At 59.0% G+C, this 22,866-nt stretch carries 18 protein-coding genes and 1 riboswitch; of the genes, 5 read left to right on the top strand and 13 right to left on the bottom strand.

All coding sequences use genetic code 11. The annotated features are described in order from the left end of the window. Positions 1-100 precede the first annotated feature (100 nt). Positions 101-640, top strand: a complete 540-nt coding sequence (citX, locus tag HF679_RS14675; RefSeq protein ID WP_123757529.1) for a citrate lyase holo-[acyl-carrier protein] synthase — start codon at positions 101-103, stop codon at positions 638-640. 82 nt (positions 641-722) lie between these two features. Here citX and rluA read toward each other — a convergent pair whose 3' ends face one another. From rluA to araB, 6 genes are all read right to left on the bottom strand, one after another. Next, positions 723-1,382: a bifunctional tRNA pseudouridine(32) synthase/23S rRNA pseudouridine(746) synthase RluA gene (gene rluA, locus HF679_RS14670; protein ID WP_123757705.1), complete on the bottom strand. Its 660-nt coding sequence runs from the start codon at positions 1,380-1,382 to the stop codon at positions 723-725. 24 nt (positions 1,383-1,406) lie between these two features. Continuing rightward, positions 1,407-4,313: an RNA polymerase-associated protein RapA gene (gene rapA, locus HF679_RS14665; RefSeq protein WP_123757528.1), complete on the bottom strand. Its 2,907-nt coding sequence runs from the start codon at positions 4,311-4,313 to the stop codon at positions 1,407-1,409. 190 nt (positions 4,314-4,503) lie between these two features. Continuing rightward, entirely contained in the window at positions 4,504-6,861 is a 2,358-nt protein-coding gene (polB, locus tag HF679_RS14660) for a DNA polymerase II (RefSeq protein ID WP_187042162.1), read from the bottom strand. A gap of 153 nt (positions 6,862-7,014) precedes the next feature. Continuing rightward, positions 7,015-7,710: an L-ribulose-5-phosphate 4-epimerase gene (gene araD, locus HF679_RS14655; RefSeq protein WP_123757526.1), complete on the bottom strand. Its 696-nt coding sequence runs from the start codon at positions 7,708-7,710 to the stop codon at positions 7,015-7,017. 70 nt (positions 7,711-7,780) lie between these two features. Beyond that, positions 7,781-9,283, bottom strand: coding sequence for an L-arabinose isomerase (gene araA, locus HF679_RS14650; protein ID WP_123757525.1), 1,503 nt, complete (start codon positions 9,281-9,283; stop codon positions 7,781-7,783). Positions 9,284-9,293: 10 nt separating this feature from the next. Further along, positions 9,294-11,003 (bottom strand): ribulokinase, encoded by a 1,710-nt coding sequence (gene araB / locus HF679_RS14645; protein WP_154144500.1) that lies wholly within the window; start codon positions 11,001-11,003, stop codon positions 9,294-9,296. A gap of 337 nt (positions 11,004-11,340) precedes the next feature. On the opposite strand from araB, the gene araC reads away from it, so the two are divergent. Together araC and HF679_RS14635 are read left to right on the top strand one after the other, a co-directional pair. Beyond that, positions 11,341-12,186: an arabinose operon transcriptional regulator AraC gene (araC, locus tag HF679_RS14640; RefSeq protein ID WP_123757523.1), complete on the top strand. Its 846-nt coding sequence runs from the start codon at positions 11,341-11,343 to the stop codon at positions 12,184-12,186. Positions 12,187-12,439: 253 nt separating this feature from the next. After that, positions 12,440-13,204, top strand: a complete 765-nt coding sequence (locus tag HF679_RS14635; protein ID WP_123757704.1) for a DedA family protein — start codon at positions 12,440-12,442, stop codon at positions 13,202-13,204. Here HF679_RS14635 and thiQ read toward each other — a convergent pair. The 4 genes from thiQ to sgrR all read right to left on the bottom strand — a co-directional run bounded on the left by thiQ (position 13,191) and on the right by sgrR (position 18,348). Further along, a complete protein-coding gene (thiQ, locus tag HF679_RS14630) occupies positions 13,191-13,892 on the bottom strand; it encodes a thiamine ABC transporter ATP-binding protein ThiQ (protein WP_154144504.1) in 702 nt (233 codons plus the stop codon). The two genes, HF679_RS14635 and thiQ, sit on opposite strands and share 14 nt — an antisense overlap. Further along, on the bottom strand, positions 13,876-15,486 hold the full coding sequence (thiP, locus tag HF679_RS14625; protein WP_123757521.1) for a thiamine/thiamine pyrophosphate ABC transporter permease ThiP: 1,611 nt from the start codon (positions 15,484-15,486) through the stop codon (positions 13,876-13,878). The genes thiQ and thiP overlap by 17 nt, the downstream gene beginning before the upstream one ends. Beyond that, positions 15,462-16,445 carry a thiamine ABC transporter substrate binding subunit gene (thiB, locus tag HF679_RS14620; protein WP_123757520.1) on the bottom strand — a complete coding sequence of 328 codons (984 nt, stop codon included), beginning with the start codon at positions 16,443-16,445 and terminating at the stop codon, positions 15,462-15,464. The genes thiP and thiB overlap by 25 nt, the downstream gene beginning before the upstream one ends. Before the next feature lie 31 nt (positions 16,446-16,476). Then, positions 16,477-16,655: riboswitch (TPP riboswitch) on the bottom strand. Between the two features lie 37 nt (positions 16,656-16,692). Then, on the bottom strand, positions 16,693-18,348 hold the full coding sequence (sgrR, locus tag HF679_RS14615; RefSeq protein ID WP_123757519.1) for an HTH-type transcriptional regulator SgrR: 1,656 nt from the start codon (positions 18,346-18,348) through the stop codon (positions 16,693-16,695). Positions 18,349-18,435: 87 nt separating this feature from the next. On the opposite strand from sgrR, the gene sgrT reads away from it, so the two are divergent. Together sgrT and HF679_RS14605 are read left to right on the top strand one after the other, a co-directional pair. Continuing rightward, a complete protein-coding gene (gene sgrT / locus HF679_RS14610) occupies positions 18,436-18,612 on the top strand; it encodes a glucose uptake inhibitor SgrT (protein ID WP_123757518.1) in 177 nt (58 codons plus the stop codon). 164 nt (positions 18,613-18,776) lie between these two features. Next, positions 18,777-19,961 (top strand): sugar efflux transporter, encoded by a 1,185-nt coding sequence (locus tag HF679_RS14605; protein ID WP_123757517.1) that lies wholly within the window; start codon positions 18,777-18,779, stop codon positions 19,959-19,961. Positions 19,962-20,029: 68 nt separating this feature from the next. Here the strand turns inward: HF679_RS14605 and aroD are convergent, their stop codons facing one another. The 3 genes from aroD to leuC all read right to left on the bottom strand — a co-directional run bounded on the left by aroD (position 20,030) and on the right by leuC (position 22,865). After that, entirely contained in the window at positions 20,030-20,785 is a 756-nt protein-coding gene (aroD, locus tag HF679_RS14600; protein ID WP_123757516.1) for a type I 3-dehydroquinate dehydratase, read from the bottom strand. A gap of 63 nt (positions 20,786-20,848) precedes the next feature. Next, the gene (gene leuD, locus HF679_RS14595; RefSeq protein WP_187042161.1) at positions 20,849-21,454 is read right to left on the bottom strand and encodes a 3-isopropylmalate dehydratase small subunit; all 606 of its coding nucleotides are present in this window, start codon (positions 21,452-21,454) and stop codon (positions 20,849-20,851) included. 10 nt (positions 21,455-21,464) lie between these two features. Further along, positions 21,465-22,865, bottom strand: coding sequence for a 3-isopropylmalate dehydratase large subunit (gene leuC / locus HF679_RS14590; RefSeq protein WP_187042160.1), 1,401 nt, complete (start codon positions 22,863-22,865; stop codon positions 21,465-21,467). Between the last annotated feature and the right edge of the window lies 1 nt (position 22,866).

Here is a 22,866-nt window from a genome sequence, read left to right as displayed (position 1 = left end):
ATCCTAAATTCTGTCGGTTTAGCGATACAATCAGCGCCGTAATTCGCTATTGCGACGGCAGCCTGACCGCTGTCATTTTTTAAGTGAAGGAGAGGAACAAATGTCAGTGGATACTCTCGCCCGTGAGGGCGTAAGCATGGAAGCGCTGCTGGCGGCGAAAGCGCAGCGTGCGGCTCGTCAGGCCGACTGGATCGCCCATTATCAACAGCCGGTGGTTTCGCTGACCCTGGTGACCCCGGGGGCGGTAAAAGACAGCATTCGCTATCGCAATATGATGGGCGTGGCGCTGCAGGCTTGCGATCAAATGTTGTGGAAACACCGCTGGCAAACGCTGGACCGTCAGGTGCTGTGGCTGCCGACCGGGCCAGAAGCCCTGTGGTGCGTGGCGCATCCGGCCAGTGAAATCAAAGCATTGTGCGACGAATTAGTGCGGACTCATCCGCTGGGCCGTTTGTGGGATATCGATGTGACTTCCCCGAAAGAAGGCCTGGTAAGCGTTCAGTCTGAGGAGAAACATCTGCGTCAGTGCCTGCTGTGCGATGCCCCGGCACAGGAGTGCGCCCGCAACCATCGCCATGAGACTGAACAGCTGGTGGCGCATGTCGATCGGATGATTGATGCGTGGTTTGCCCGCGATTAACGCGTTGTTGTAATTTGTCGGATTGCTGACAGAAATGCCCGGGTAGGCCGCTGGTGGCACCACCCGGGACAGACCGCGACGATCAGAAGTCGACGGGGGCGCGGAAGGTCATTGCGTTGCCGAAAGCCGGATGGGTGATGGTCAGCGTTTCAGCATGCAGCAGCAGCCGTGGCGCCATAGCCAGCGCTTCTGGCGTCGCATAAAAGCGGTCGCCAAGAATCGGGTGGCCCAGCGCCAGCATATGCACACGCAGCTGATGCGAACGCCCGGTAATCGGCTTCAGGCGTACGCGTGCGCTGTTATCGTCAGCATACTCCAGCACTTCATACTCGGTCTGCGCCGCTTTGCCGGTTTCAAAGCAGACTTTCTGCTTCGGCCGGTTCGGCCAGTCACAGATCAGCGGTAAATCCACCATGCCTTCTGCTGGCTGCGGGTGTCCCCACACGCGGGCAACGTACTGCTTCTTCGGCTCACGCTCGCGAAACTGGCGTTTCAGCTCGCGTTCTGCCGCTTTGGTCAGCGCCACGACGATCACCCCGCTGGTCGCCATATCCAGCCGGTGTACCGACTCGGCCTGCGGGAAGTCGCGCTGGACGCGCGTCATCACGCTGTCTTTATGCTCTTCCAGCCTCCCCGGGACGGACAACAAGCCGCTCGGCTTGTTGACCACCATGATGTGTTCATCCTGATAAAGGATAACCAGCCAGGGATCCTGGGGCGGATGGTAGTTTTCCATCGGCATCGTCATCGACATCGTCGTGTTCCGTTACTGGTGGGTGACCACAATTAAACGCAACGCGTCGAGACGCCAGCCTGCCTGCGCCAGGGCGTCCATGACCTGCTGACGGTTGCTCTCGATGGCGGAAAGCTCGTCGTCACGAATGTTCGGGTTAACGGCTTTCAGGGCTTCCAGACGAGACAACTCGGCCGACAGTTTGTCGTTGGCTTCATTGCGGGCGGTGTCGATCAGCGCCTGTGCCGCTTTGGCCACCTGCGCTTCGCCAAGCTGGAGGATCGCATGGACGTCCTGCTGCACCGCGTTGACCAGCTTGCTGCCGGTATGACGGTTCACGGCGCTCAGCTGGCGGTTGAAGCTCTCAAACTCCACCTGGCCGGCGAGGTTATTGCCGTTTTTATCCAGCAGCATACGTACCGGCGTGGCCGGCAGGAAGCGCTTGAGCTGCAGCTGCTTCGGCGCCTGGGCTTCTACCACGTAGATCAGCTCCAGCAGCAGGGTGCCTACCGGCAACGCCTTGTTCTTCAACAGGGAGATGGTGCTGCTGCCGGTATCGCCGGAGAGGATCAGATCCAGACCGTTGATGATCAGCGGGTGCTCCCAGGTCACGAACTGGGCGTCTTCGCGCGACAGGGCAACATCACGTTCGAAGGTGATGGTGCAGCCATCTTCCGGCAGACCCGGGAAATCCGGAACCAGCATATGGTCGGACGGCGTCAGGACAATCAGGTTTTCGCCGCGATCGTCCTGGTTGATACCGACAATATCAAACAGGTTCATGGCAAAGGCGATCAGGTTGGTATCGTCATCCTGCTCTTCGATGCTTTCGGCCAGTTGCTGCGCCTGTTCGCCGCCGTTGGAGTGGATCTCCAGCAGACGGTCGCGACCCTGCTCAAGCTGTGCTTTCAGCGCATCGTGCTGCTGGCGGCAGGATTTGATCAGCTCATCGAAGCCTTCGGTAGTTTCCGGGGCGGCAAGATAGTTGATCAGTTCGTTATGCACGCTGTCGTAGACGGTGCGGCCGGTCGGGCAGGTGTGCTCGAAGGCATCCAGCCCTTCGTGATACCAGCGAACCAGTACGGATTGCGCGGTACGTTCGAGATACGGCACGTGGATCTGAATATCGTGGGCCTGGCCGATACGGTCGAGACGGCCAATACGCTGCTCCAGCAGATCCGGGTTGAACGGCAGGTCGAACATCACCAGGTTGCTGGCAAACTGGAAGTTACGGCCTTCGGAGCCAATTTCAGAACACAGCAGCACCTGGGCGCCGGTATCTTCTTCGGCGAACCAGGCGGCGGCGCGGTCACGCTCGATGATCGACATGCCTTCATGGAACACTGCCGCACGGATGCCTTCGCGCTCGCGCAGGACCTGCTCGAGCTGCAGCGCGGTGGTGGCTTTGGCGCAGATCACCAGCACTTTCTGAGAGCGATGGCTGGTCAGGTAGCCCATCAGCCACTCAACGCGCGGATCGAAGTTCCACCAGGTGCCGGTATCGCCTTCAAATTCTTGATAAATCTGCTCCGGATAGAGCATGTCGCGAGCGCGTTCTTCGGCGCTTTTACGGGCGCCCATGATGCCAGAGACTTTAATCGCCGTCTGGTACTGGGTCGGCAGCGGCAGGCGAATGGTATGCAGCTCGCGTTTCGGGAAGCCTTTCACGCCGTTACGGGTGTTGCGGAACAGGACACGGCTGGTGCCGTGACGGTCCATCAGCATGGAAACCAGCTCCTGGCGCGCGGCCTGGGCATCATCGCGGTCGCTGTTGGCAGCCTGCAGCAGCGGTTCGATGTCCTGCTCGCCGATCAGATCGCCAAGGGTGTTGAGCTCGTTATCGCTTAGTTTATTGCCTGCCAGCAGCAGGGCTACGGCATCGGCTACCGGACGGTAGTTTTGTTGTTCTTCTACGAACTGCTCGAAATCGTGGAAGCGGTTCGGGTCCAGCAGACGCAGACGGGCGAAGTGGCTTTCCATCCCCAGCTGTTCCGGGGTTGCGGTCAGCAGCAGCACGCCCGGCACGCGTTCGGCCAGTTGTTCAATAGCTTGATATTCGCGGCTCGGCGCATCTTCGCTCCAGACCAGATGGTGTGCTTCATCGACGACCATCAGATCCCATTCCGCGTCGCACAGGTGCTCAAGACGCTGTTTGCTGCGGCGCACGAAGTCCAGCGAGCAGATAACCAGCTGTTCGGTTTCGAACGGGTTGTAGGCGTCGTGCTGGGCTTCGGCGTAGCGCTCATCGTCGAACAGCGAGAAGCGCAGGTTGAAGCGGCGCAGCATTTCCACCAGCCACTGGTGTTGCAGGGTTTCCGGGACAATAATCAGCACGCGTTCGGCGGCGCCGGCGAGCAGTTGTTGATGGAGGATCATCCCGGCTTCAATGGTTTTACCCAGGCCAACTTCATCCGCCAGCAGCACGCGCGGTGCGTGGCGACGGCCGACATCATGGGCGATATGCAGCTGGTGCGGGATCAGGCTGGTGCGCTGGCCGCGCAGGCCGCTCCACGGCATCCGGTACTGCTCGCTCTGGTATTTGCGAGCGCGATAGCGCAGGGCAAAACGGTCCATGCGGTCGATCTGCCCGGCAAACAGGCGGTCCTGCGGTTTGCTGAAGACCAGTTTGCTGTCGAGCAGCACTTCACGCAGTGTGACATTGGCTTCTTCGGTGTCGAGACGCGTGCCGGTATAGGCCAGCAGACCGTTCTCTTCATTTACTTCGTCAACCTGGAGCTGCCAGCCTTCGTGGCTGGTGATGGTATCACCCGGGTTAAACATCACGCGGGTGATGGGGGAATCATTGCGCGCGTACAGACGGTTTTCGCCGATGGCGGGGAAAAGAAGGGTTACCATACGCGCATCCAGCGCCACTACCGTCCCTAATCCCAGTTCGCTCTCTGTGTCGCTAATCCAGCGTTGACCAAGTGTAAAAGGCATATATGTTCAGCTCTTGTGTTCTTAAATTGCAGGCAATAGTTGATCATCTCCGGATAAGTCAGAGAGTGATCAAGATTGGGTCCAGGAATGGAAAGGGCGCTATATTACTGGATGGCAGGTCGTTCGTCACGTCCTCGTCGCCCTTCAATTTGCAGAACCGTCGGCTGGAAATTGCAGGGGGGCGAAGAAATCAAAATAGCCCCAGTTGCCCTGTCATTATTGTAGCAAAATCGTCGTCGACAAAGGGAAGAATTCCTTCCGCGACCGGCTGAAGTTGCTTTGACAAATAGTGCTCATAATCGAGCGGCGAGCGCTGGTAGTCCACCGGTTCCGGGCCGCCGGTGGTCCAGACATATTTTATGCTGCCGCGCTGTTGATACTGCTGCGGCCTGCCCAGCCGGACGTTTTCCTCGTCTGCCAGCCTTGCCGCGCGCACGTGTGGCGGAACGTTGCGCTGATACTCCGCCAGTGGACGACGCAGGCGTTTACGGTAAACCAGGCGATCGTCGAGCTCACCGCTCATCAGCTTATCAATGGTTTCCAGGATGTAATCCCGATACGGCTGGTGGCGGAAAATGCGCAGGTACAGTTCCTGCTGGAACTGCTGGGCCAGCGGCGTCCAGTCGGTGCGTACCGTCTCCAGCCCTTTGAACACCATCCGCTGTGCGTCGCCCTCCTGAATCATGCCGGCATAGCGTTTTTTGCTGCCGGTATCGGCGCCGCGAATGGTCGGCATTAAAAAACGGCAGAAGTGGGTTTCAAACTCCAGTTCGAGGGTGCTGGTGAGCTGCTCTTTATCCAGCTCCGCGGCCCACCAGTCGTTAACGAAAGCCACCAGCGACCGGCCGATTTTCGCCGCCTCTTCTTCACTATGCGGGCGTTTAAGCCAGACAAAGGTGGAGTCGGTATCGCCATAGATAACGTCATAACCCTGCGACTCAATCAGCGCTTTGGTCTGGCGCATAATCGCATGTCCCCGCATGGTAATCGAGGAGGCCAGGCGCGGATCGAAAAAGCGGCAGGCGCTGGTGCCCAGGACGCCGTAGAAGGCGTTCATGATGATCTTCAGCGCCTGGGATAACGGTTTATTGTGCTGGCGTTTGGCGTCGTCGCGGCCATGCCAGATTTGCCCGACAATCCCCGGCAGGCAGTGCTTCTGTCGGGAGAAACGCGCACCGAGAAACCCCTCGGTGCTGTGTTCGGGTTGCGGATGGGCCATCCCTTCAATCAGCCCCACCGGGTCGATCAGGAAGGAGCGAATAATCGACGGGTAGAGGCTTTTGTAGTCGAGCACCAGCACTGAATCATAGAGGCCGGGGCGCGAATCCATAACGTAACCGCCGGGGCTGGCCTGCGGCGGCACTTCACCGAGGTTCGGGGCGACATAGCCCAGCCGGTGCATGCGCGGGAAATAGAGATGGCTGAAGGCCGCCACGGAGCCGCCGTGACGGTCGGCAGGCAGGCCGTTGACCGTGGCGCGCTCCAGCAGAAAGGGCATGATCTCGGTTTTGTGGAAGACTCGCGTCACCAGCTCGCAGTCCTGCAGGTTGTAGGCCGCCAGCGCCGGTTTGTCTTGGTGAAAGCGACGGTCGATTTCGTCCATCCGATCCCACGGATTATCGATGGCTTTCCCTTCGCCCAGCAGTTCACGGGCCACCGTTTCCAGGGCAAATGAGGAGAAGTTCCAGAAGGCGGATTTCAGCGCTTCGATGCCGTCAACGATCAGCCGGCCGTTAGCCTGAGCGAAGAAGACGCCATTTTTAAACCCGTGTTCGCGCCACTCCAGTTCGCTATTGCCGCGACCGAGCATTAATGGAATACGGTAGCGTTCAGCATGTTTTTGCAGGACCCGCAGATCGAACTGGATGACGTTCCAGCCAATCAGCACGTCCGGGTCGTGCGTGGCAAACCAGGCGTTGAGCTTTTCCAGCAGTTGCGGGCGGCTGGCGACATACTCCAGCTGGAAATCGACTTCGGTCGAGGGCGTTGGCTCTGGCCCGAGCATGTAGACCACCCGCTGGCCGCAGCCTTCCAGCCCGATGCAGTACAGCTCGCCGTGGCGGCTGGTTTCGATATCCAGTGACACCCATTTCAACGGCGGACGGAAGTGGGGGCTGGGCTTCATGCGGGCGTTGACGATCTGCTGGCCCGCGGTGTCGCCTTCCACCCATACTGGCGCGGTGATAAAGCGCTCCATCAGATAGCGTTCCGGCGGACGGATATCGGCTTCGTATACCGTGACGCCGTTTTCCCGCAGTTTTTTCTCCAGGCGCATCAGCTGGCGATGCGCGCGGCAATAGAGGCCAAACACCGGCTGGCGATGAAAGTCTTTTAAGCTGAGCGGGGCAAGGCGCAGGCCGTTTTCGCCCTGCAGCAGACGTTCGACCTGTGAGCGCTGGGCTTCGGGAATAAACGCCACGGATTCCTGCGGCGGCAGCGTGACCTCAAGCGGCCCATCATCGGTGGCGAGCCAGAAAGACAGCACGGTGCCCTGCGGGGTATCCCGCCAGTGACGGGTCAGTAAAAAACCTTCTCGTGGCTGGGTCACGCCGTGCTCTCATCAATAAAAACCAGGCTTGATTATAGCCTGGTTCAATCGATTGTGCTGGGGTTTTATACAGGTGTGGGGTTCATCCCGGAGGCGGTGCTTGCGCACCTGTCCGGGCTACAGAGCGCAGCGCCACCGGGAAAGGCTGCAGCATTACTGCCCGTAATAGGCTTTTGCCCCGTGCTTGCGCAGGTAGTGTTTATCCAGCAGCGTCTGCTGCATATCCGGCAGCTGCGGCGCCAGCTGGCGGCAGAAAATGCCCATGTAGGCAATCTCTTCCAGCACGATGGCGTTATGCACCGCATCTTCAGCGTTTTTGCCCCACGCAAACGGGCCGTGGGAATGTACCAGCACGCCGGGCATCTGGGCCGGGTCGATACCCTGCTCGCGGAAGGTTTCAACGATCACCGCGCCGGTTTCCCACTCATACTCGCCGTTGATCTCGTCGTCGGTCATCAGCCGCGTGCAGGGCACCGCGCCATAAAAGTAATCGGCATGGGTGGTGCCGGTAGCCGGAATAGACTGCCCGGCCTGCGCCCAGATGGTGGCGTGGCGCGAATGGGTATGGACGATGCCCCCCAGCGTCGGGAATGCCTGATAAAGCAGGCGATGGGTCGGCGTATCCGAGGAAGGTTTCTTTTTCCCTTCAACCACTTCGCCGGTTTCCAGACTCACCACCACCATATCGTCAGCCTGCATCACGCTATAGTCGACGCCCGATGGCTTAATCACCAGCACGCCGCGCTCGCGGTCGACGGCGCTGACGTTGCCCCAGGTTAAGGTCACCAGATTGTGCTTTGGCAGCGCCAGGTTGGCTTCCAGCACCTGACGTTTCAGATCTTCTAACATTGTGTGCTCCGAATAACAGGAGAGTACGGATTTCCCCTCTTCCCGGCGGGCAGGAAGAGGGGAGGCACGCTTAGCGTTTTGAACCGTAATAAACTTCGTTCCAGCGCAGGGCATCTTTAAAGGACGGCAGACGCGTTTCGTCGTCGATTACCGTCAGTTCGATATCCTGCAGCTCGGCGAACTGGCGCATATCGTCGAGGGTCAGCGCATGGCTGAAGACGGTATGGTGCGCGCCACCGGCAATGATCCAGGCTTCTGACGCGGTGCGCAGATCCGGCTGGGCTTTCCACAGGGCGTTGGCAACCGGCAGTTTCGGCAGATCGTGCGGCGTTGGCACGGTTTCCACGGTGTTCACCAGCAGGCGGAAGCGATCGCCCAGATCCACCAGGCTTGCCACCAGCGCCGGGCCGGTCTGGGTGTTAAAGATCAGGCGGGCCGGATCGGCTTTGCCACCGATGCCCAGCGGCTGGACGTCGAGGATCGGTTTCTCCGGGGTGGCGATGGTCGGGCACACTTCCAGCATGTGCGAGCCCAGCACCAGGTCGTTACCGTTGTCGAAGTGGTAGGTGTAATCTTCCATAAAGGAGGTGCCGCCCTGCAGACCGGTTGACATCACCTTCATGATGCGAAGCAGGGCGGCGGTTTTCCAGTCGCCTTCGCCAGCGAAGCCATAGCCTTGCTGCATCAGACGCTGTACGGCGAGACCCGGAAGCTGTTTCAGGCCGTGCAAATCTTCAAACGTGGTGGTGAAGGCGTGGAAACCGCCCTGCTCAAGGAAGCGCTTCATCCCCAGCTCAATGCGGGCGGCATCCAGCACGTTCTGGCGCTTATCACCGTGAATCTGTGCCGCCGGGGTCAGGCGGTAGCTGCTTTCATACTCGTCAACCAGCGCGCTGATGTCGCCATCGCTGATGCTGTTGACCACCTGCACCAGATCGCCCACCGCCCAGGTGTTAACCGAGAAGCCGAATTTGATCTGTGCGGCCACTTTGTCACCGTCGGTAACCGCCACTTCACGCATGTTGTCGCCGAAGCGGCACACTTTCAGATGGCGGGTATCCTGCTTCGATACCGCCTGGCGCATCCAGGAACCAATACGCTGATGCGCGCCCTGATCCTGCCAGTGGCCGGTCACAACGCTGTGCTGCTGACGCATACGCGCGCCGATGAAGCCGAACTCACGGCCGCCGTGCGCGGTCTGGTTGAGGTTCATAAAGTCCATATCGATGCTGTCCCACGGCAGGGAAGCATTGTACTGGGTGTGGAACTGCAGCAGCGGTTTATTCAGGATAGTCAGGCCGTTAATCCACATTTTGGCCGGTGAGAAGGTATGCAGCCACACCACCATCCCTGCGCACTTGTCATCGTAGTTGGCGTCGCGGCAGATATGGGTGATCTCATCTGGCGTGGTACCAAGCGGCTTTAACACCAGCTTGCACGGCAGTTTTGCTTCGGCGTTCAGGCTGTTCACCACATGTTCAGCATGTTTGGTCACCTGACGCAGCGCTTCCGGGCCATACAGATGCTGGCTGCCAATCACGAACCATACTTCGTAGTTATCAAAAATTGTCATTGTTGTGTCCTTAATGGGTGAGGGCTGCCTGAGAATGCGGGGCTTTTTCCGCCTTCACAGCCGAAGGGAGATACTGTTGTTCGGCGCTGACCGACCACTGCTGGTAGCGCTGATAAAGTTGTTCAAAGCGTTGTGCCTGCTGAGGGCGCGGCTGCAGGGTGCTTTCGACCTGGCTTGCCATATGGTGCTGGGCTGTCGGGATATCCTCATACACCCCCGCGGCGACGGCGGCGAAGATTGCCGCGCCGAGCGCGCAACACTGATCGGAAGCGACAATCTGCAGCGGCCGGTTCAGCACGTCGCAGCAGGCCTGCATGATCACCTGGTTTTTGCGGGCGATGCCGCCCAGCGCCATCACGTTGTTGACCGGGATGCCCTGCTCGGTGAAGCACTCCATAATGGCGCGCGCCCCGAAGGCGGTGGCCGCCACCAGACCGCCAAACAAGGCTGGTGCATCGGTGGCGAGGTTGAGATCGGTAATCACCCCTTTCAGGCGCTGGTTAGCGTTGGGGGTACGGCGGCCGTTGAACCAGTCGAGGACCACCGGCAGATGTTCGAGGGACGGGTTTTTTGCCCAGGCTTCGGTCAGCGCCGGCAGCAGCTGTTTCTGCTGGGCGCTAATCTGTGCTTTCAGTTCCGGATGTTGTTGCGCTAACTGTTCCAGCGGCCAGCCGAGAATACGGCCAAACCAGGCGTAGATATCCCCGAAGGCAGATTGCCCGGCTTCCATCCCGATAAAGTCAGGTACCACGCTGCCATCAACCTGGCCGCAGATCCCTTTCACCGTGCGGTTGCCGACGCTCTGTTTATCGGCGATCAGGATGTCGCAGGTGGAGGTGCCGATCACTTTGACCAGCGCGTTTGGCTGCGCGCCGGCGCCGACGGCGCCCATGTGGCAGTCAAATGCACCGCCGGAGAGGATCACCGTTTCCGGCAGGCCAAGACGTTCGGCCCATTCCGCGCACAGCGAGCCGACCGGCACATCGGCGGTCCAGGTGTCGCTGAACATCGGCCACGCCAGGTTCTGGTTGATAATCGGATCGAGTTCATCGAAGAAGCTGGCAGGCGGCAGGCCACCCCAGCTCTCATGCCACAGAGATTTGTGCCCGGCGCTGCAGCGGCCGCGACGCAGATCCTGTGGACGGGTGGTGCCGGAAAGCAGGGCCGGAACCCAGTCGCACAGCTCTACCCACGACACCGCGGCCTGCGCGACGGCGCTGTCCTGACGGGTTACGTGAAGTATTTTTGCCCAGAACCATTCGCTGGAGTAGATCCCACCGATATAGCGGGAGTAATCCTCTTTGCCCGGCTGGTGGCACAGGCGGGTAATAGCTTCAGCCTCTTCAACTGAGGTGTGGTCTTTCCACAGCACGAACATGGCGTTCGGGTTATCGGCAAACTCGTCGCGCAGCGCCAGTACCTGACCGTCAGCATCGATCGGCGCCGGTGTGGAACCGGTGCTGTCGACGCCGATGCCAACCACGCTGGCACGTTGTTCGGCGCTTAATAACGCCAGCACACTTTTCAGTGCGGATTCCATCGACTCAATGTAGTCGCGCGGGTGATGGCGGAACTGGTTATTCGGACCGTCGCAGAACAGACCCTCCTGCCAGCGCGGGTACCATTCTACGCTGGTAGCGAGTTCGGCGCCGGTGGCACATTCCACCGCCAGGGCGCGTACTGAATCACTACCAAAATCGAGGCCAATCGCAATTGCCATGCTGTTACTCCATGCAGAAAACCATTAATGGTGAAACAGTAGATATTCATGGCCAAAACCGTCAGGCCGTATTCGCTAATCTTATGGACTATTTTGCTATAGCATCGCAAAGTGTGACGCCGTGCAAATATTCAATGTGGACTTTCCTGCCGTCCATATAGACACACCTGTTACCCGGTGAAAGTGCTTTAAATGTGCGCTATCATCGGTTTTTGCTGTGAGGTGGCGGGTTTTGCTCTAAATTTCAACCGCCGTCCCAGTACGGAGCAACGGGTTAGCAGTACAATGTTGAATATGGACAATTGGTTTCCATGTGATATCCAGGAGAGCCGATCTTATGGCTGAAACACAAAACGATCCGCTATTGCCGGGCTACTCTTTCAACGCCCATCTGGTGACGGGGCTAACGCCGATTGATGCCGATGGCTATCTGGATTTCTTTATCGATCGCCCGTTGGGAATGAAGGGCTATATCCTCAACCTGACCATTCGCGGTGAAGGGGTGATCAACAACCACGACCAGCAGTTTGTCTGCCGGCCAGGGGATATTTTGCTGTTTCCGCCGGGGGAGATTCATCATTACGGGCGCCATCCTGACGCCCGGGAGTGGTATCACCAGTGGGTCTACTTCCGCCCACGCGCCTACTGGCATGAATGGCTGAACTGGCCGACGATCTTCGCTCATACCGGTTTTTTCCGTCCCGATGAGCCGTGGCAGACGCGTTTTTGCGAGCTGTTTGGTCAAATTGTTGAGGCGGGGCAAGGGGCCGGACGTTACTCGGAGCTGCTGGCGATCAATCTGCTGGAGCAGTTGCTGCTGCGGCGCATGGAGGCCATCAACGAGTCGCTGCATCCGCCGCTGGACAACCGCGTGCGCGATGCCTGCCAGTACATCAGCGATCATCTGGCAGACAGCCATTTCGATATCGCCAGCGTTGCCCAACACGTTTGTCTGTCGCCTTCGCGGCTGTCGCACCTGTTCCGTCAGCAGCTGGGCATCAGCGTGCTGGGGTGGCGGGAAGATCAGCGCATCAGCCAGGCGAAGCTGCTGCTCAGCACCACCCGGATGCCGATCGCTACGGTGGGGCGCAATGTCGGTTTTGAAGATCAGCTCTATTTCTCGCGGGTGTTTAAAAAATGTACCGGCGCCAGCCCGAGTGAATTCCGCGCGGGGTGTGAATAAAACGTAAATAAAATGAAATGTTGCGCCGGAAAATTGTCACAACCAGTAAACTAAACCCTAAATAATTCGAGTTGCAGGAAGGCGGCAACGCAGGGAATCCCCAGGAGCTTACTCAAGTAAGTGACTGGGGTGAGCGAGGAAAGCCAACGCTCATGCAACTTGAAGTATGACGGGTTTATTCTGACAATTGATGGCTTGACGAATGCACGACGGCTCTGGAAAATCCGTGCTTCGTTTTGAAACCGGGCACATTATGCAAGCTTTGCTGGAACATTTTATCACCCAATCCACGGTCTATTCCTTGATAGCCGTGATGCTGGTCGCCTTCCTGGAGTCGTTGGCGCTGGTGGGGCTGATATTGCCGGGAACGGTGATGATGGCCGGTCTTGGGGCGCTCATCGGTAGCGGTGAAGTCAACTTCTGGCAGGCGTGGCTGGCGGGGATTGTCGGCTGTTTGCTCGGCGACTGGATCTCCTTCTGGCTCGGCTGGCGGTTTAAGAAACCGTTGCACCGCTGGTCGTTTATGAAGAAAAACAAAGCGCTGCTGGATAAAACCGAGCACGCGCTACATCAGCACAGCATGGTAACCATTCTGATCGGCCGCTTCGTCGGCCCGACGCGACCGCTGGTACCAATGGTGGCCGGCATGCTCGACCTCCCGGTAATGAAGTTTATCCCGCCGAATATTATTGGCTGTCTGCTCTGGCCGCCGCTGTACTTTATGCCGGGGATTCTGGCCGGTGCGGCGATTGATATTCCTGCCGATGAACACAGCGCCAGCTTCAAGTGGCTGCTGCTGCTGGCCGCGCTGCTGGTGTGGCTGGCGGGCTGGTTGTGCTGGCGGCTGTGGCGGAGCGCGAAAACGCGCGATCGTCTGACGCGCTTCCTGCCTCGCCCACGCTTGCTTTGGCTGACTCCCCTGACGGTGGTGCTGGCCGGCGTGGCGTTAACCGTGGTGATTCGCCATCCGCTGATGCCGGTCTACCTCGATATTCTGCACAAGGTTATCGCGCGCTGATCCCTAACAGGTGAGAGGCGCTGCTGTTTCCCTGAAGTAAAGTGTCGGTGTCGCCGTCCCAGGCGATACGCCCGTCAGCGACCACCAGCGATCGTGGGGCGATGCGCGCGGCGTCTTCGACGCTGTGCGACACCATCAGCAGGGTTAACTGCTGCTGCTGGCACACGTCGCTGACCAGCGCCAGCATCTCCTGACGCAGCGCCGGGTCGAGGGCGGAAAACGGCTCATCCAGCAACAACACCGGCTGTTCCCGAACCAGACAGCGTGCCAGCGCGGCGCGCTGACGCTGGCCGCCGGAGAGTTCCCCCGGCAGCCTGTCCAGCAGTGTATCAATCCCCATTTGTCCGGCGATGGCCTGCAGGCTGGCAGTCTGCGCGGCGGTGAGCTTCAGCCCCGGATGCATCCCGAGGCCGATATTCTGGCGGACGGTGAGATGGTTAAAGAGATTGTTTTCCTGGAATAACATCGACACCGGGCGCCGGGCCGGCGGCGTATCGGTATGCGGCTGGCCGTCGATGATTATCGTGCCGCTTGCCGGTGGCAAAAAGCCGGCGATCAGGTTCAGCAGCGTACTTTTCCCCGCGCCGCTGGGGCCGAGCACGGCGATGCGTTCACCTCGCTCAACGGAGAGCGTGAACCGCATCGGCAGATGCTGGTAGAGCCAGGTTACATCATTCAGTTTTAGCATCACGCCCCGGAAGTTTCTCAATCACGGTAAAGAGGACAAAGCACAGCACCAGCAGCAGCAGGGCGGTCACCGCGCCATCCTGGCTACGATAGGCGCCAATCTGCTGGTACAGATAGAACGGCAGCGTGCGGAAAGTGTCGTTCCCGAACAGCGCGACGGCGCCAAAATCGCCGATCGACAGCACGCAGGCAAAGGCCAGCGCCTGGGCCAGCGGGCGTTTTAAGGCGCGCAGTTCGACCACCCGCAGGCGGGTGACACCACTCATGCCGAGGGAGTGGCACAGCTGACCGTAGCGTACGGCGATATCGCGCATCGGGTTTTCCAGCACCTTCAGGGCGTAGGGAATGGCCATCAGCGCGTTGGTGCAGATCACGATTCCGTCAGCGGATTCGGGCAGGCCGATACTGTTATTGAGCAGTAAAAAGAAGCCGGTTGCCAGCACGATCCCCGGCATGGCGAGGATTAGCATGCCGCTAAGCTCCAGCGTCTGCCCCGCCAGAGGCTGGTTACGCAGACGCAGTTCACGACTGCTCCACAGCAGCATCATCGTCAGAATAACGCTCAGCACCCCGGCGCACAGCGCGATGCGCAGCGAGGTCCAGAACGCCTGCCACAACGCCGGGCGGGCCAGTACGCTGAACAGGTTGCTATTCAGGCCGTCGACGACAACCGCCAGCAGCGGAGGAAGCAGTAGCAGGAGCGCGAGAGCAATTAACACCGCGTCGCTGAGGCGGCTGTGCAGGCGATCGTCCGGATCGCGCCAGCCGTGAACATGGCTCACACCGATGGCGACCGCTTTGCTCAAGCGCTGGGCAAGCAGCACCAGCCCGAGACAGCAGATCATCTGGATCAGCGCCAGCATCGCGGCGCGGGCCGGATCGTAATCAAAGCTCAGCGCCTGGTAGATCGCCAGCTCAATAGTGGTGGCCTGCGGGCCGCCGCCGAGGGACAGCACGGTGGCGAAACTGGCGAAGCACAGCATAAAAATCAGCGCCGCAACGGGCGGGATTTGCCGCCGGAGCCACGGCCATTCCACCAGGCGGAAAAAGTGATAGCCGCGCATTCCCAACTGGGCGGCTATCTGGCGCTGCTCTCCGGGGATATTCTCCAGTGCCTGCAGCAGCAGGCGGGTGGCCATCGGCATATTGAAGAAGACGTGCGCCAGCAGAATGCCCTGTAACCCGTAGGGCGAGAAATCCCACTGCCAGCCGACGGCGTTAAACAGCGTCGCCAACCAGCCCTGACGACCGTACACGCTAAGAATACCGAAGACCGCCACCAGTACCGGCAGGATCAGCGTCATTGCGCACAGGCGCAGCAACAGCGTTCGACCGGGAAAACGTCGGCGGTAGAGCGCGCGGGCGAGAAACACCGCCGGCACGACGGAAAGAAGCGCCGAGAGAAACGCCTGCCAGAAGGAGAAACGGATAACGTGCCACAGGTAGCTATCGTTCAACACCGAAGACCAGGCGGCCTCCGGCGCGCTGCTCCAGAGCGCCAGAAACGCCGACAGCGCCACGACGACCAGCAATGCGCTGGCCGTCAGGCCCGGTATCAGCCAGCTAAGACTTAGTGGCTGACGGCGCGTTGCCATGCATTAATCCAGTTCTGACGTTCTGCGGCGACCTGCTGCGGGGTAAATTGCAGGGTAGTTTGCGGTTTTTGCAGGGCCTCAAAGCCTGCGGGCAGCGCAACCTGGGTAACCGGATACATCCAGTTGCCGGTAGGGATCGCGTTCTGGAAGGCCGGTGACACCATAAACTTGAGGAATTTCTCAGCCAGTTCGGGTTGTTTGCTGGCGGCGGTGCGCGCGGCGACTTCAACCTGCAGATAGTGACCTTCGGTAAAACCGGCGGCCGCGTACTGGTCTTTTTTCTCTTCGATAATGTGATAGGCCGGCGAGGTGGTATAGCTGAGCACCAGGTCGCTTTCCCCTTTCAGGAACAGACCATAGGCCTCGCTCCAGCCTTTGGTGACGGTGACCGTTTTCGCTGCCAGCTTCTGCCAGGCTTCCGGGGCCTTATCGCCATAGACTTTCTGCATCCACAGCAGCAGCCCCAGGCCCGGCGTACTGGTCCGCGGATCCTCATAGATAACCCGCCACTTCCGATCGCTTTCAACCAGCTCTTTCAGGCTTTTAGGCGGGTTCTGGAGCTTATTTTTATCGTAGACGAACGCGAAGTAGCCATAATCGAACGGCACGAAGGTATCGTTATCCCAGCCGCCAGGCACCGTGACCGCGCTGGCCGGCACCTGACTTTTGGCGAACAATTTGCTCTGCGCTGCCGCTTCCAGCAGATTGTTATCCAGCCCGAGCACGACATCGGCTTTGCTGTTTTTGCCCTCCATCCGCAGACGGTTAAGCAACGACACGCCATCTTCCAGTGCCACGAACTTCAGCTCGCAGTTGCAGTCGGCTTCAAACGCCTTTTTCACCACCGGGCCAGGGCCCCAGTCGGCGGAAAAAGAGTCATAGGTATAAACGGTAAGGACAGGCTTCGCCAGCGCGGGCGCGGCGACCAGGACCAGCAGCGGGAGTAATTTTTTCAACACTTTGCACCTCATAAAAAAGGGTGGCAAAGGATTTTGAGTCGGCCCCAAATCCCTTCGCCGGCGTTATCCGGATCAGGTTCGACGGGTATTTTCTCAGCCTATACACTGCATCCTTCGCGCTGCCTCTGCGTTAGCCAGCCTGTTCAGTGGCCAACGCGGAGGTAGTCCGAACGATGGCGCGTATGTTTAATAGCACCCCGTTGAGAACGGCGAATAGTGTAATGATTTTGTTAGTTGACTGAAAGCATTACGGCTCCGGCGGGGCAAACCATGCGGATTTGAAATCAAACCAGCCGAGGGTGTTCATGCGCACGCCGCGCATGCTGCGCTGGCCCTGGATCATCAGCCAGTGGTGGATCAGCGGAACGACGGTTTGATTGGCCAGCAACTGCTGGCTCCAGGTGGCCGGATTTAATTCGCCGGCGTGCCAGCGCCGGGCTTCCTGCTCCCAGTCGATGGGGATGCAGTGGCGAATCAGCGGGACTTCGTACAGCAAGGCAAAGAGTGAAAAATCGATCGGCAGGGTAAAGTTGGCGCTGTTCAGCCAGATATCGCTGACCACCTCACCGCGGTGCCACTCCTCGTACTCCAGCTCCTGAATCTCAAGTTTTACCTGATGCTCCGCCAGCAGCTCCGCCATGATCCCGCCCATCACCCGGTGTTCGACGTGATCGCGATAATAGGTCAGGGTGACGGATTCCAGCCCCGCCGGTTTTTCACAGGCGTGGCTGCGGGCGTGGTGCCAGCGGGGCAGCAGGCCGTAGGCCGGGAACCAGTTACCCTGGTAATGTTCGCCGGCATGGTAGAGCAGCGTGGCGGGCTGGAACAGGTAGCTGAGCCATTGACGCACCGCGCTGTTGTCGCCCAGCGGGCTGCGGGCATCAAACAGCAGGTAATAGCACCCTTCTTCAAGGCGGCTCTCAACCGCCTTCTCACTTTGGGTGGTGCCCTGCAGCGTTAAGCCGCCGTTGGGTTCTTCGCTAATTTCCGGCAGCACCCAGACGTTGACTTCATCGATCAGCGCCCGGTAGCCAAAATAGTCATCGAAGGCGTGGATCTTGAGCTGGTTTTGATTGTTGCGTACCACCGCGTAAGGCCCGGTGCCGACCGGCATACTGGCGAAATTGTCCATCGACTGCCATTCCCGCGGCAGCACCACCGCCGAAACCTGGCCCAACAGCCACGGTAGCCAACGGTCCGGTTGTGTCAGGTGGATGTCCAGAGTCCAGGCTGTGGGGGAGACAATACGTTCGATATGCGCATAGAGCGGCAGGGTGTTGCTGCGCTGTAAGGAGGCAATCACATCCTCCATCTCCAGCTCTCTGCCGTGGTGAAAATGAATGCCGGGACGGAGAAAGAACCGCCAGTGGGTCGGCGAGATCTGCTGCCAGTGGTGGGCGATATCGGCTTCCAGTTCCCCGTTTTCCTCATTTACCCGGGTCAGCGCGCTGAAGATCTGCCGGGCGATATGGTTTTCCGAGCGGCGCAGCGCGCTGCCGGGGAGCAGATTTTTCATCGGCCGGTAGTAGAGCACCCGGAGAATATGCCGCCCCTGGCGAAAGCTGCGGCCGAGATGCGACACCAGCATCTGGCGCACGGCGGCTTTATCCCCCACCAGTTGAACCAGCTGATCGATCCGATCCTGCTCTAGCAGATCTTCTGCCCGCTGCTGCTGCAGCGCCAGGCCGGTATAGAGGAAGGTCAGCCTGGAACGCTTACCGCGCCCGGCTTCCGCCTCCCAGGTTAGCCAGCCGCGGGCTTCCATCATGTTCAGCAGCGTGCGCATATGGCGGCGAGAACAGCACAGCATCTCTGCCAGTTCGTTAAGCGTCGTCTCCTGCGATTGGCCTTCGCAGCACTGCCAGAGGCGGATGAACTGTTGTTGCAAACGAGCAGAAGACATAAAAGGGGAACTCCTGATGAAAAGTCAGCAATTTATTAATCCCTATATTAGGCCAATAATCCACTTCGATGAAGCGAGGAGGTGAATATGATGGGGTCTACCGCGAAACAGTTCTACCAACGCTACTTTTCTGCGACGCAGGATGCGTCATGGCTGGCCCGCTTGATGGCAGGGAGACAGCAGAAGATTCTTGGCGAGCTGATGCAGTGGGGAGTTACGTCACAGACCTCTGATCATGGCCTTGCCGATATCATGTGTGACTGAGTATTGGTGTATACCTGTCCGCTTTCAAACTCAGGTCACGTGACTGAAGCCAAAACGTTTTGGTCGCCTGTCTGTCACTTGAAATAGATAGAGTATAAAATCACCTGCCAGCAGATTGCTTCTGCTGGCTTTTTTCGTTTCTTCGCGTGCTTTAAGGACATGACATGCTGTGGTTAATGACGATGGGACGGCGGCTGAACGGCGTCTACGCGGCTTTTATGCTGGTCGCGTTTATGATGGGCATTGCGGGCGCGCTTCAGGCTCCCACCCTTAGCCTGTTCCTCAGCCGCGAAGTGGGCGCACAACCGTTTTGGATCGGCCTGTTTTATACCGTTAACGCTATTGCCGGGATTGCGGTAAGTCTGGCGCTGGCAAAACGATCCGACAGCCAGGGCGATCGCCGTCGGCTGATCATGTTCTGCTGCCTGATGGCGGTGGGTAACGCCCTGTTGTTTGCCTTCAATCGCCACTACTTAACCCTGATCACCTGCGGCGTAATGCTGGCGTCGATCGCCAATGCCGCGATGCCGCAGCTGTTTGCCCTGGCGCGGGAATATGCCGACAGCTCGGCGCGGGAAGTGGTGATGTTCAGCTCGGTGATGCGTGCTCAGCTGTCGCTGGCGTGGGTTATCGGGCCGCCGCTGGCCTTTATGCTGGCGCTGAATTACGGCTTTACCACCATGTTCTCGATTGCTGCCGGTATTTTCGTGATCAGTCTGGCGCTGATCGCCGTGAAGCTGCCCTCGGTGGCGCGGGTGGAGCAGCCTTCGGAAACGGACGGCGCGGCGCTACCGGCGGGAGGATGGCAGGATAAAAACGTGCGTATGCTGTTTATCGCCTCGACGCTGATGTGGACCTGCAACACCATGTATATCATCGATATGCCGCTGTGGATCAGCAGCGACCTCGGTTTGCCGGACAGTCTCGCCGGGATCCTGATGGGGACGGCGGCCGGGCTGGAAATCCCGGCGATGATTCTGGCGGGCTACTATGTGAAGCGCTGGGGCAAACGCAAAATGATGGTGGCGGCGGTGGCGGCCGGCGTGCTGTTTTATATCGGCCTGATCCTGTTTCACCATCGTACCGCGCTGCTGGCGCTGCAGCTGTTCAATGCCATATTTATCGGGATTGTCGCCGGGATCGGCATGCTGTGGTTTCAGGACCTGATGCCGGGACGGGCGGGAGCGGCGACCACGCTGTTTACCAACAGTATTTCGACCGGGGTGATTCTGGCGGGCGTGCTGCAAGGGGCGCTGTCGCAAAGCTACGGTCACGCCAGCGTCTACTGGGCCATTGCGGTGATTTCGGTACTGACGCTGTTCCTGACCAGCAAAGTCAAAGATATCTAGTCCTGATGCCGTATCGTGGACTACGGCGATGCGGCATCTCGATCAGGAACGATACACAGGCACCAGGCTCAGGAAAGAATATCCATCAGCTCCCGCAGCTTGCCGACGGCAATCTGCCCTGGCGCGGAGGCCTGGCCTACGCTGCCGAAGGTCATCGCCGATCCGAACAGGCGCCCGGTAACCCGGCTCACACCGCCCATTTTTCCCATCGACATGGTGATTAACGGGCGGGTGGCGTGCTGTTCTTTCATGGTCAGCGTTGCGCCGAGGAGCGTCAGCACGTCCTGCGGCGACTGCGGCATGACCGCTATTTTGGGCAAATCGGCGCCCAGTTCCTGCATCCGGCACAGCCGGTCGACTATCTCATTCTGCGGCGGCGTTTTCTGGAAATCATGGTTGCTCATGATCACTTTCACCCCGGCAGCATGGGCCTCAGCGACCAATGCCCGAATCTGCGTTTCCTCATTGAAAAGCTCAATATCAATCAGATCGACCAGCCCGCTGGCGACGGCCAGACGGTTGAGCGCAAAGTAGGCGTCATCATCGAGTTCCGTTTCGCCGCCCTCTTTGTGGCTGCGAAAGGTGAACAGCAGCGGGATCGTCGCGAGTTGCTGGCGGATCTCCGTCAGCGCCAGGCGGATCTGTTCGTCGTCCCGGACGCCGGTAAAGTGATCGACGCGCCATTCGATAAGATCGGCGCCGGCGTCAGCCAGTGTGCGGGCATGCGTTTTCAGCTCGTCGAGGGTTTTACCGATCAGCGGAACGCAAATCAGCGTCGTCCCTTCCTGAAAGGTGATGTTTTTTACGGTTATCGCTTTTGTCATTGTAGGATCCATCGGTAAAAAAATGCCCGGTCATGGGACCGGGCAGGGTAATCAGCGGCGTGGTTAGTTCATGAAGGCCGGCAGCTTGTTCTCGTAGGCTGAGATTGCCGCTTCGTGCTGCAGCGTCAGGCCGATGCTATCGAGACCGTTGAGCATGCAGTGGCGGCGGAAGGTGTCGATGCTAAAGCGGTAGGATTTATCACCCGCTTTCACCACTTCGGACTCCAGGTCGACCTCAAAGCTGATGCCAGGGTTGGCCAGCACCAGCGCAAACAGTTCATCGACCTGCTCGTCGCTCAGCGTGACCGGCAGCAGCTGGTTGTTGAAGCTGTTGCCGTAAAAGATATCGGCGAAGCTGGGAGCTATAACCACTTTAAAGCCGTAGTCCGTCAATGCCCAGGGCGCATGCTCACGGGATGAGCCGCAGCCGAAGTTTTCCCGCGCCAGCAGAATCGAGGCACCTTTATACTGCGGAAAGTTCAGGACAAATTCCGGGTTAGGCTGCTGCCCCTGATCGTCGAGAAAACGCCAGTCATTGAACAGGTGTGCGCCAAAGCCGGTACGCGTGACTTTCTGCAGGAACTGCTTGGGAATGATCGCATCGGTATCGACGTTTGCGGCATCCAGCGGAACCACCAGGCCCGTATGTTGGGTAAATTTCTCTGCCATGATGGTTTCCTTATTTGATGTCGCGGATGTCGGCGAAGTGACCGGTAACGGCGGCAGCGGCGGCCATTGCCGGGCTGACTAAGTGGGTACGTCCGCCGCGGCCCTGACGGCCTTCAAAGTTACGGTTGCTGGTTGAGGCGCAGCGCTGGCCCGGGTTCAGGCGGTCGTTGTTCATCGCCAGGCACATGGAGCAGCCCGGCAGGCGCCATTCAAAGCCGGCGTCGATGAAAATCTTATCCAGCCCTTCGGCTTCTGCCTGCGCTTTTACCGGGCCAGAGCCTGGAACCACTAATGCCTGCACGCCCGGCGCGACTTTGCGCCCTTTGGCGATCTCTGCCGCGGCGCGTAAATCTTCAATACGTGAGTTGGTGCAGGAGCCGATAAATACTTTATCGATAGCCACGTCGGTTAACGGGATACCCGGCTTCAGGCCCATATAGGCCAGTGCTTTTTCCGCACTGGCGCGTTCGACCGGATCGGCGAAAGAGGCCGGGTCGGGGATCATATCGGTGACGGAAATCACCTGGCCCGGGTTGGTTCCCCAGGTCACCTGCGGGGCAATCTCTTCAGCCTGCAGGGTCACCACGGTATCAAATGTGGCGTCAGCGTCGGTTTGCAGGGTTTCCCAGTATTTCACCGCGGCGTCAAAATCCTCGCCTTTCGGTGCATGCAGACGGCCTTTGACGTAGTTAAAGGTGGTTGCGTCCGGCGCGACCAGGCCTGCTTTGGCACCCATCTCAATCGCCATATTGCACAGGGTCATACGACCTTCCATGCTCAGATCGCGAATGGCTTCACCGCAGAACTCCACAACGTGACCGGTACCGCCGGCGCTGCCGGTTTTACCGATGATCGCCAGCACGATATCTTTGGCGGTGATGCCCGGCGCCGCTTTGCCGTTAACGGCAATTTTCATGGTTTTGGCACGGCCCTGTTTCAGGGTCTGCGTCGCCAGCACGTGCTCAACTTCAGAGGTGCCGATGCCGAAGGCCAGCGCACCAAATGCACCGTGGGTCGCAGTATGGGAGTCGCCGCAGACGATGGTCATCCCCGGCAGGGTAACCCCTTGCTCCGGGCCCATCACGTGGACGATGCCCTGATACGGGTGGTTCAGGTCATACAGCTCCACGCCGAACTCTTTGCAGTTCTTGATCAGTTCCTGCATCTGAATTCGTGCCATTTCACCGGACGCATTGATGTCTTTGGTCTGGGTGGAGACGTTGTGATCCATGGTGGCGAAGGTTTTACCCGGCTGACGTACCGGGCGGTTGTGCGCGCGCAGGCCGTCGAAGGCCTGCGGGGAGGTGACTTCGTGCACCAGATGGCGGTCGATGTACAGCAGCGGGGTTTCGTTTTGAGCTTCATAAACCACGTGAGCATCAAACAACTTTTCGTATAAGGTCTTCGCCATG

Source organism: Enterobacter sp. JUb54 (assembly GCF_014298075.1).
In the GTDB taxonomy this organism is placed as follows: Bacteria; Pseudomonadota; Gammaproteobacteria; order Enterobacterales; family Enterobacteriaceae; genus Klebsiella; species Klebsiella lignicola.
This window is presented reverse-complemented; position numbering and strand designations above follow the sequence as displayed.

What these genes read in the sequence shown, in the direction of transcription:
- citX (WP_123757529.1), top strand. Translation starts at nt 101, where the DNA reads ATGTCAGTGGATACTCTCGCCCGTGAGGGCGTAAGCATGGAAGCGCTG.
- rluA (WP_123757705.1), bottom strand. Translation starts at nt 1,382, where the DNA reads ATGCCGATGGAAAACTACCATCCGCCCCAGGATCCCTGGCTGGTTATC.
- rapA (WP_123757528.1), bottom strand. Translation starts at nt 4,313, where the DNA reads ATGCCTTTTACACTTGGTCAACGCTGGATTAGCGACACAGAGAGCGAA.
- araD (WP_123757526.1), bottom strand. Translation starts at nt 7,710, where the DNA reads ATGTTAGAAGATCTGAAACGTCAGGTGCTGGAAGCCAACCTGGCGCTG.
- araA (WP_123757525.1), bottom strand. Translation starts at nt 9,283, where the DNA reads ATGACAATTTTTGATAACTACGAAGTATGGTTCGTGATTGGCAGCCAG.
- araB (WP_154144500.1), bottom strand. Translation starts at nt 11,003, where the DNA reads ATGGCAATTGCGATTGGCCTCGATTTTGGTAGTGATTCAGTACGCGCC.
- araC (WP_123757523.1), top strand. Translation starts at nt 11,341, where the DNA reads ATGGCTGAAACACAAAACGATCCGCTATTGCCGGGCTACTCTTTCAAC.
- HF679_RS14635 (WP_123757704.1), top strand. Translation starts at nt 12,440, where the DNA reads ATGCAAGCTTTGCTGGAACATTTTATCACCCAATCCACGGTCTATTCC.
- thiQ (WP_154144504.1), bottom strand. Translation starts at nt 13,892, where the DNA reads ATGCTAAAACTGAATGATGTAACCTGGCTCTACCAGCATCTGCCGATG.
- thiP (WP_123757521.1), bottom strand. Translation starts at nt 15,486, where the DNA reads ATGGCAACGCGCCGTCAGCCACTAAGTCTTAGCTGGCTGATACCGGGC.
- sgrR (WP_123757519.1), bottom strand. Translation starts at nt 18,348, where the DNA reads ATGTCTTCTGCTCGTTTGCAACAACAGTTCATCCGCCTCTGGCAGTGC.
- sgrT (WP_123757518.1), top strand. Translation starts at nt 18,436, where the DNA reads ATGATGGGGTCTACCGCGAAACAGTTCTACCAACGCTACTTTTCTGCG.
- HF679_RS14605 (WP_123757517.1), top strand. Translation starts at nt 18,777, where the DNA reads ATGCTGTGGTTAATGACGATGGGACGGCGGCTGAACGGCGTCTACGCG.
- aroD (WP_123757516.1), bottom strand. Translation starts at nt 20,785, where the DNA reads ATGACAAAAGCGATAACCGTAAAAAACATCACCTTTCAGGAAGGGACG.
- leuD (WP_187042161.1), bottom strand. Translation starts at nt 21,454, where the DNA reads ATGGCAGAGAAATTTACCCAACATACGGGCCTGGTGGTTCCGCTGGAT.
- leuC (WP_187042160.1), bottom strand. Translation starts at nt 22,865, where the DNA reads ATGGCGAAGACCTTATACGAAAAGTTGTTTGATGCTCACGTGGTTTAT.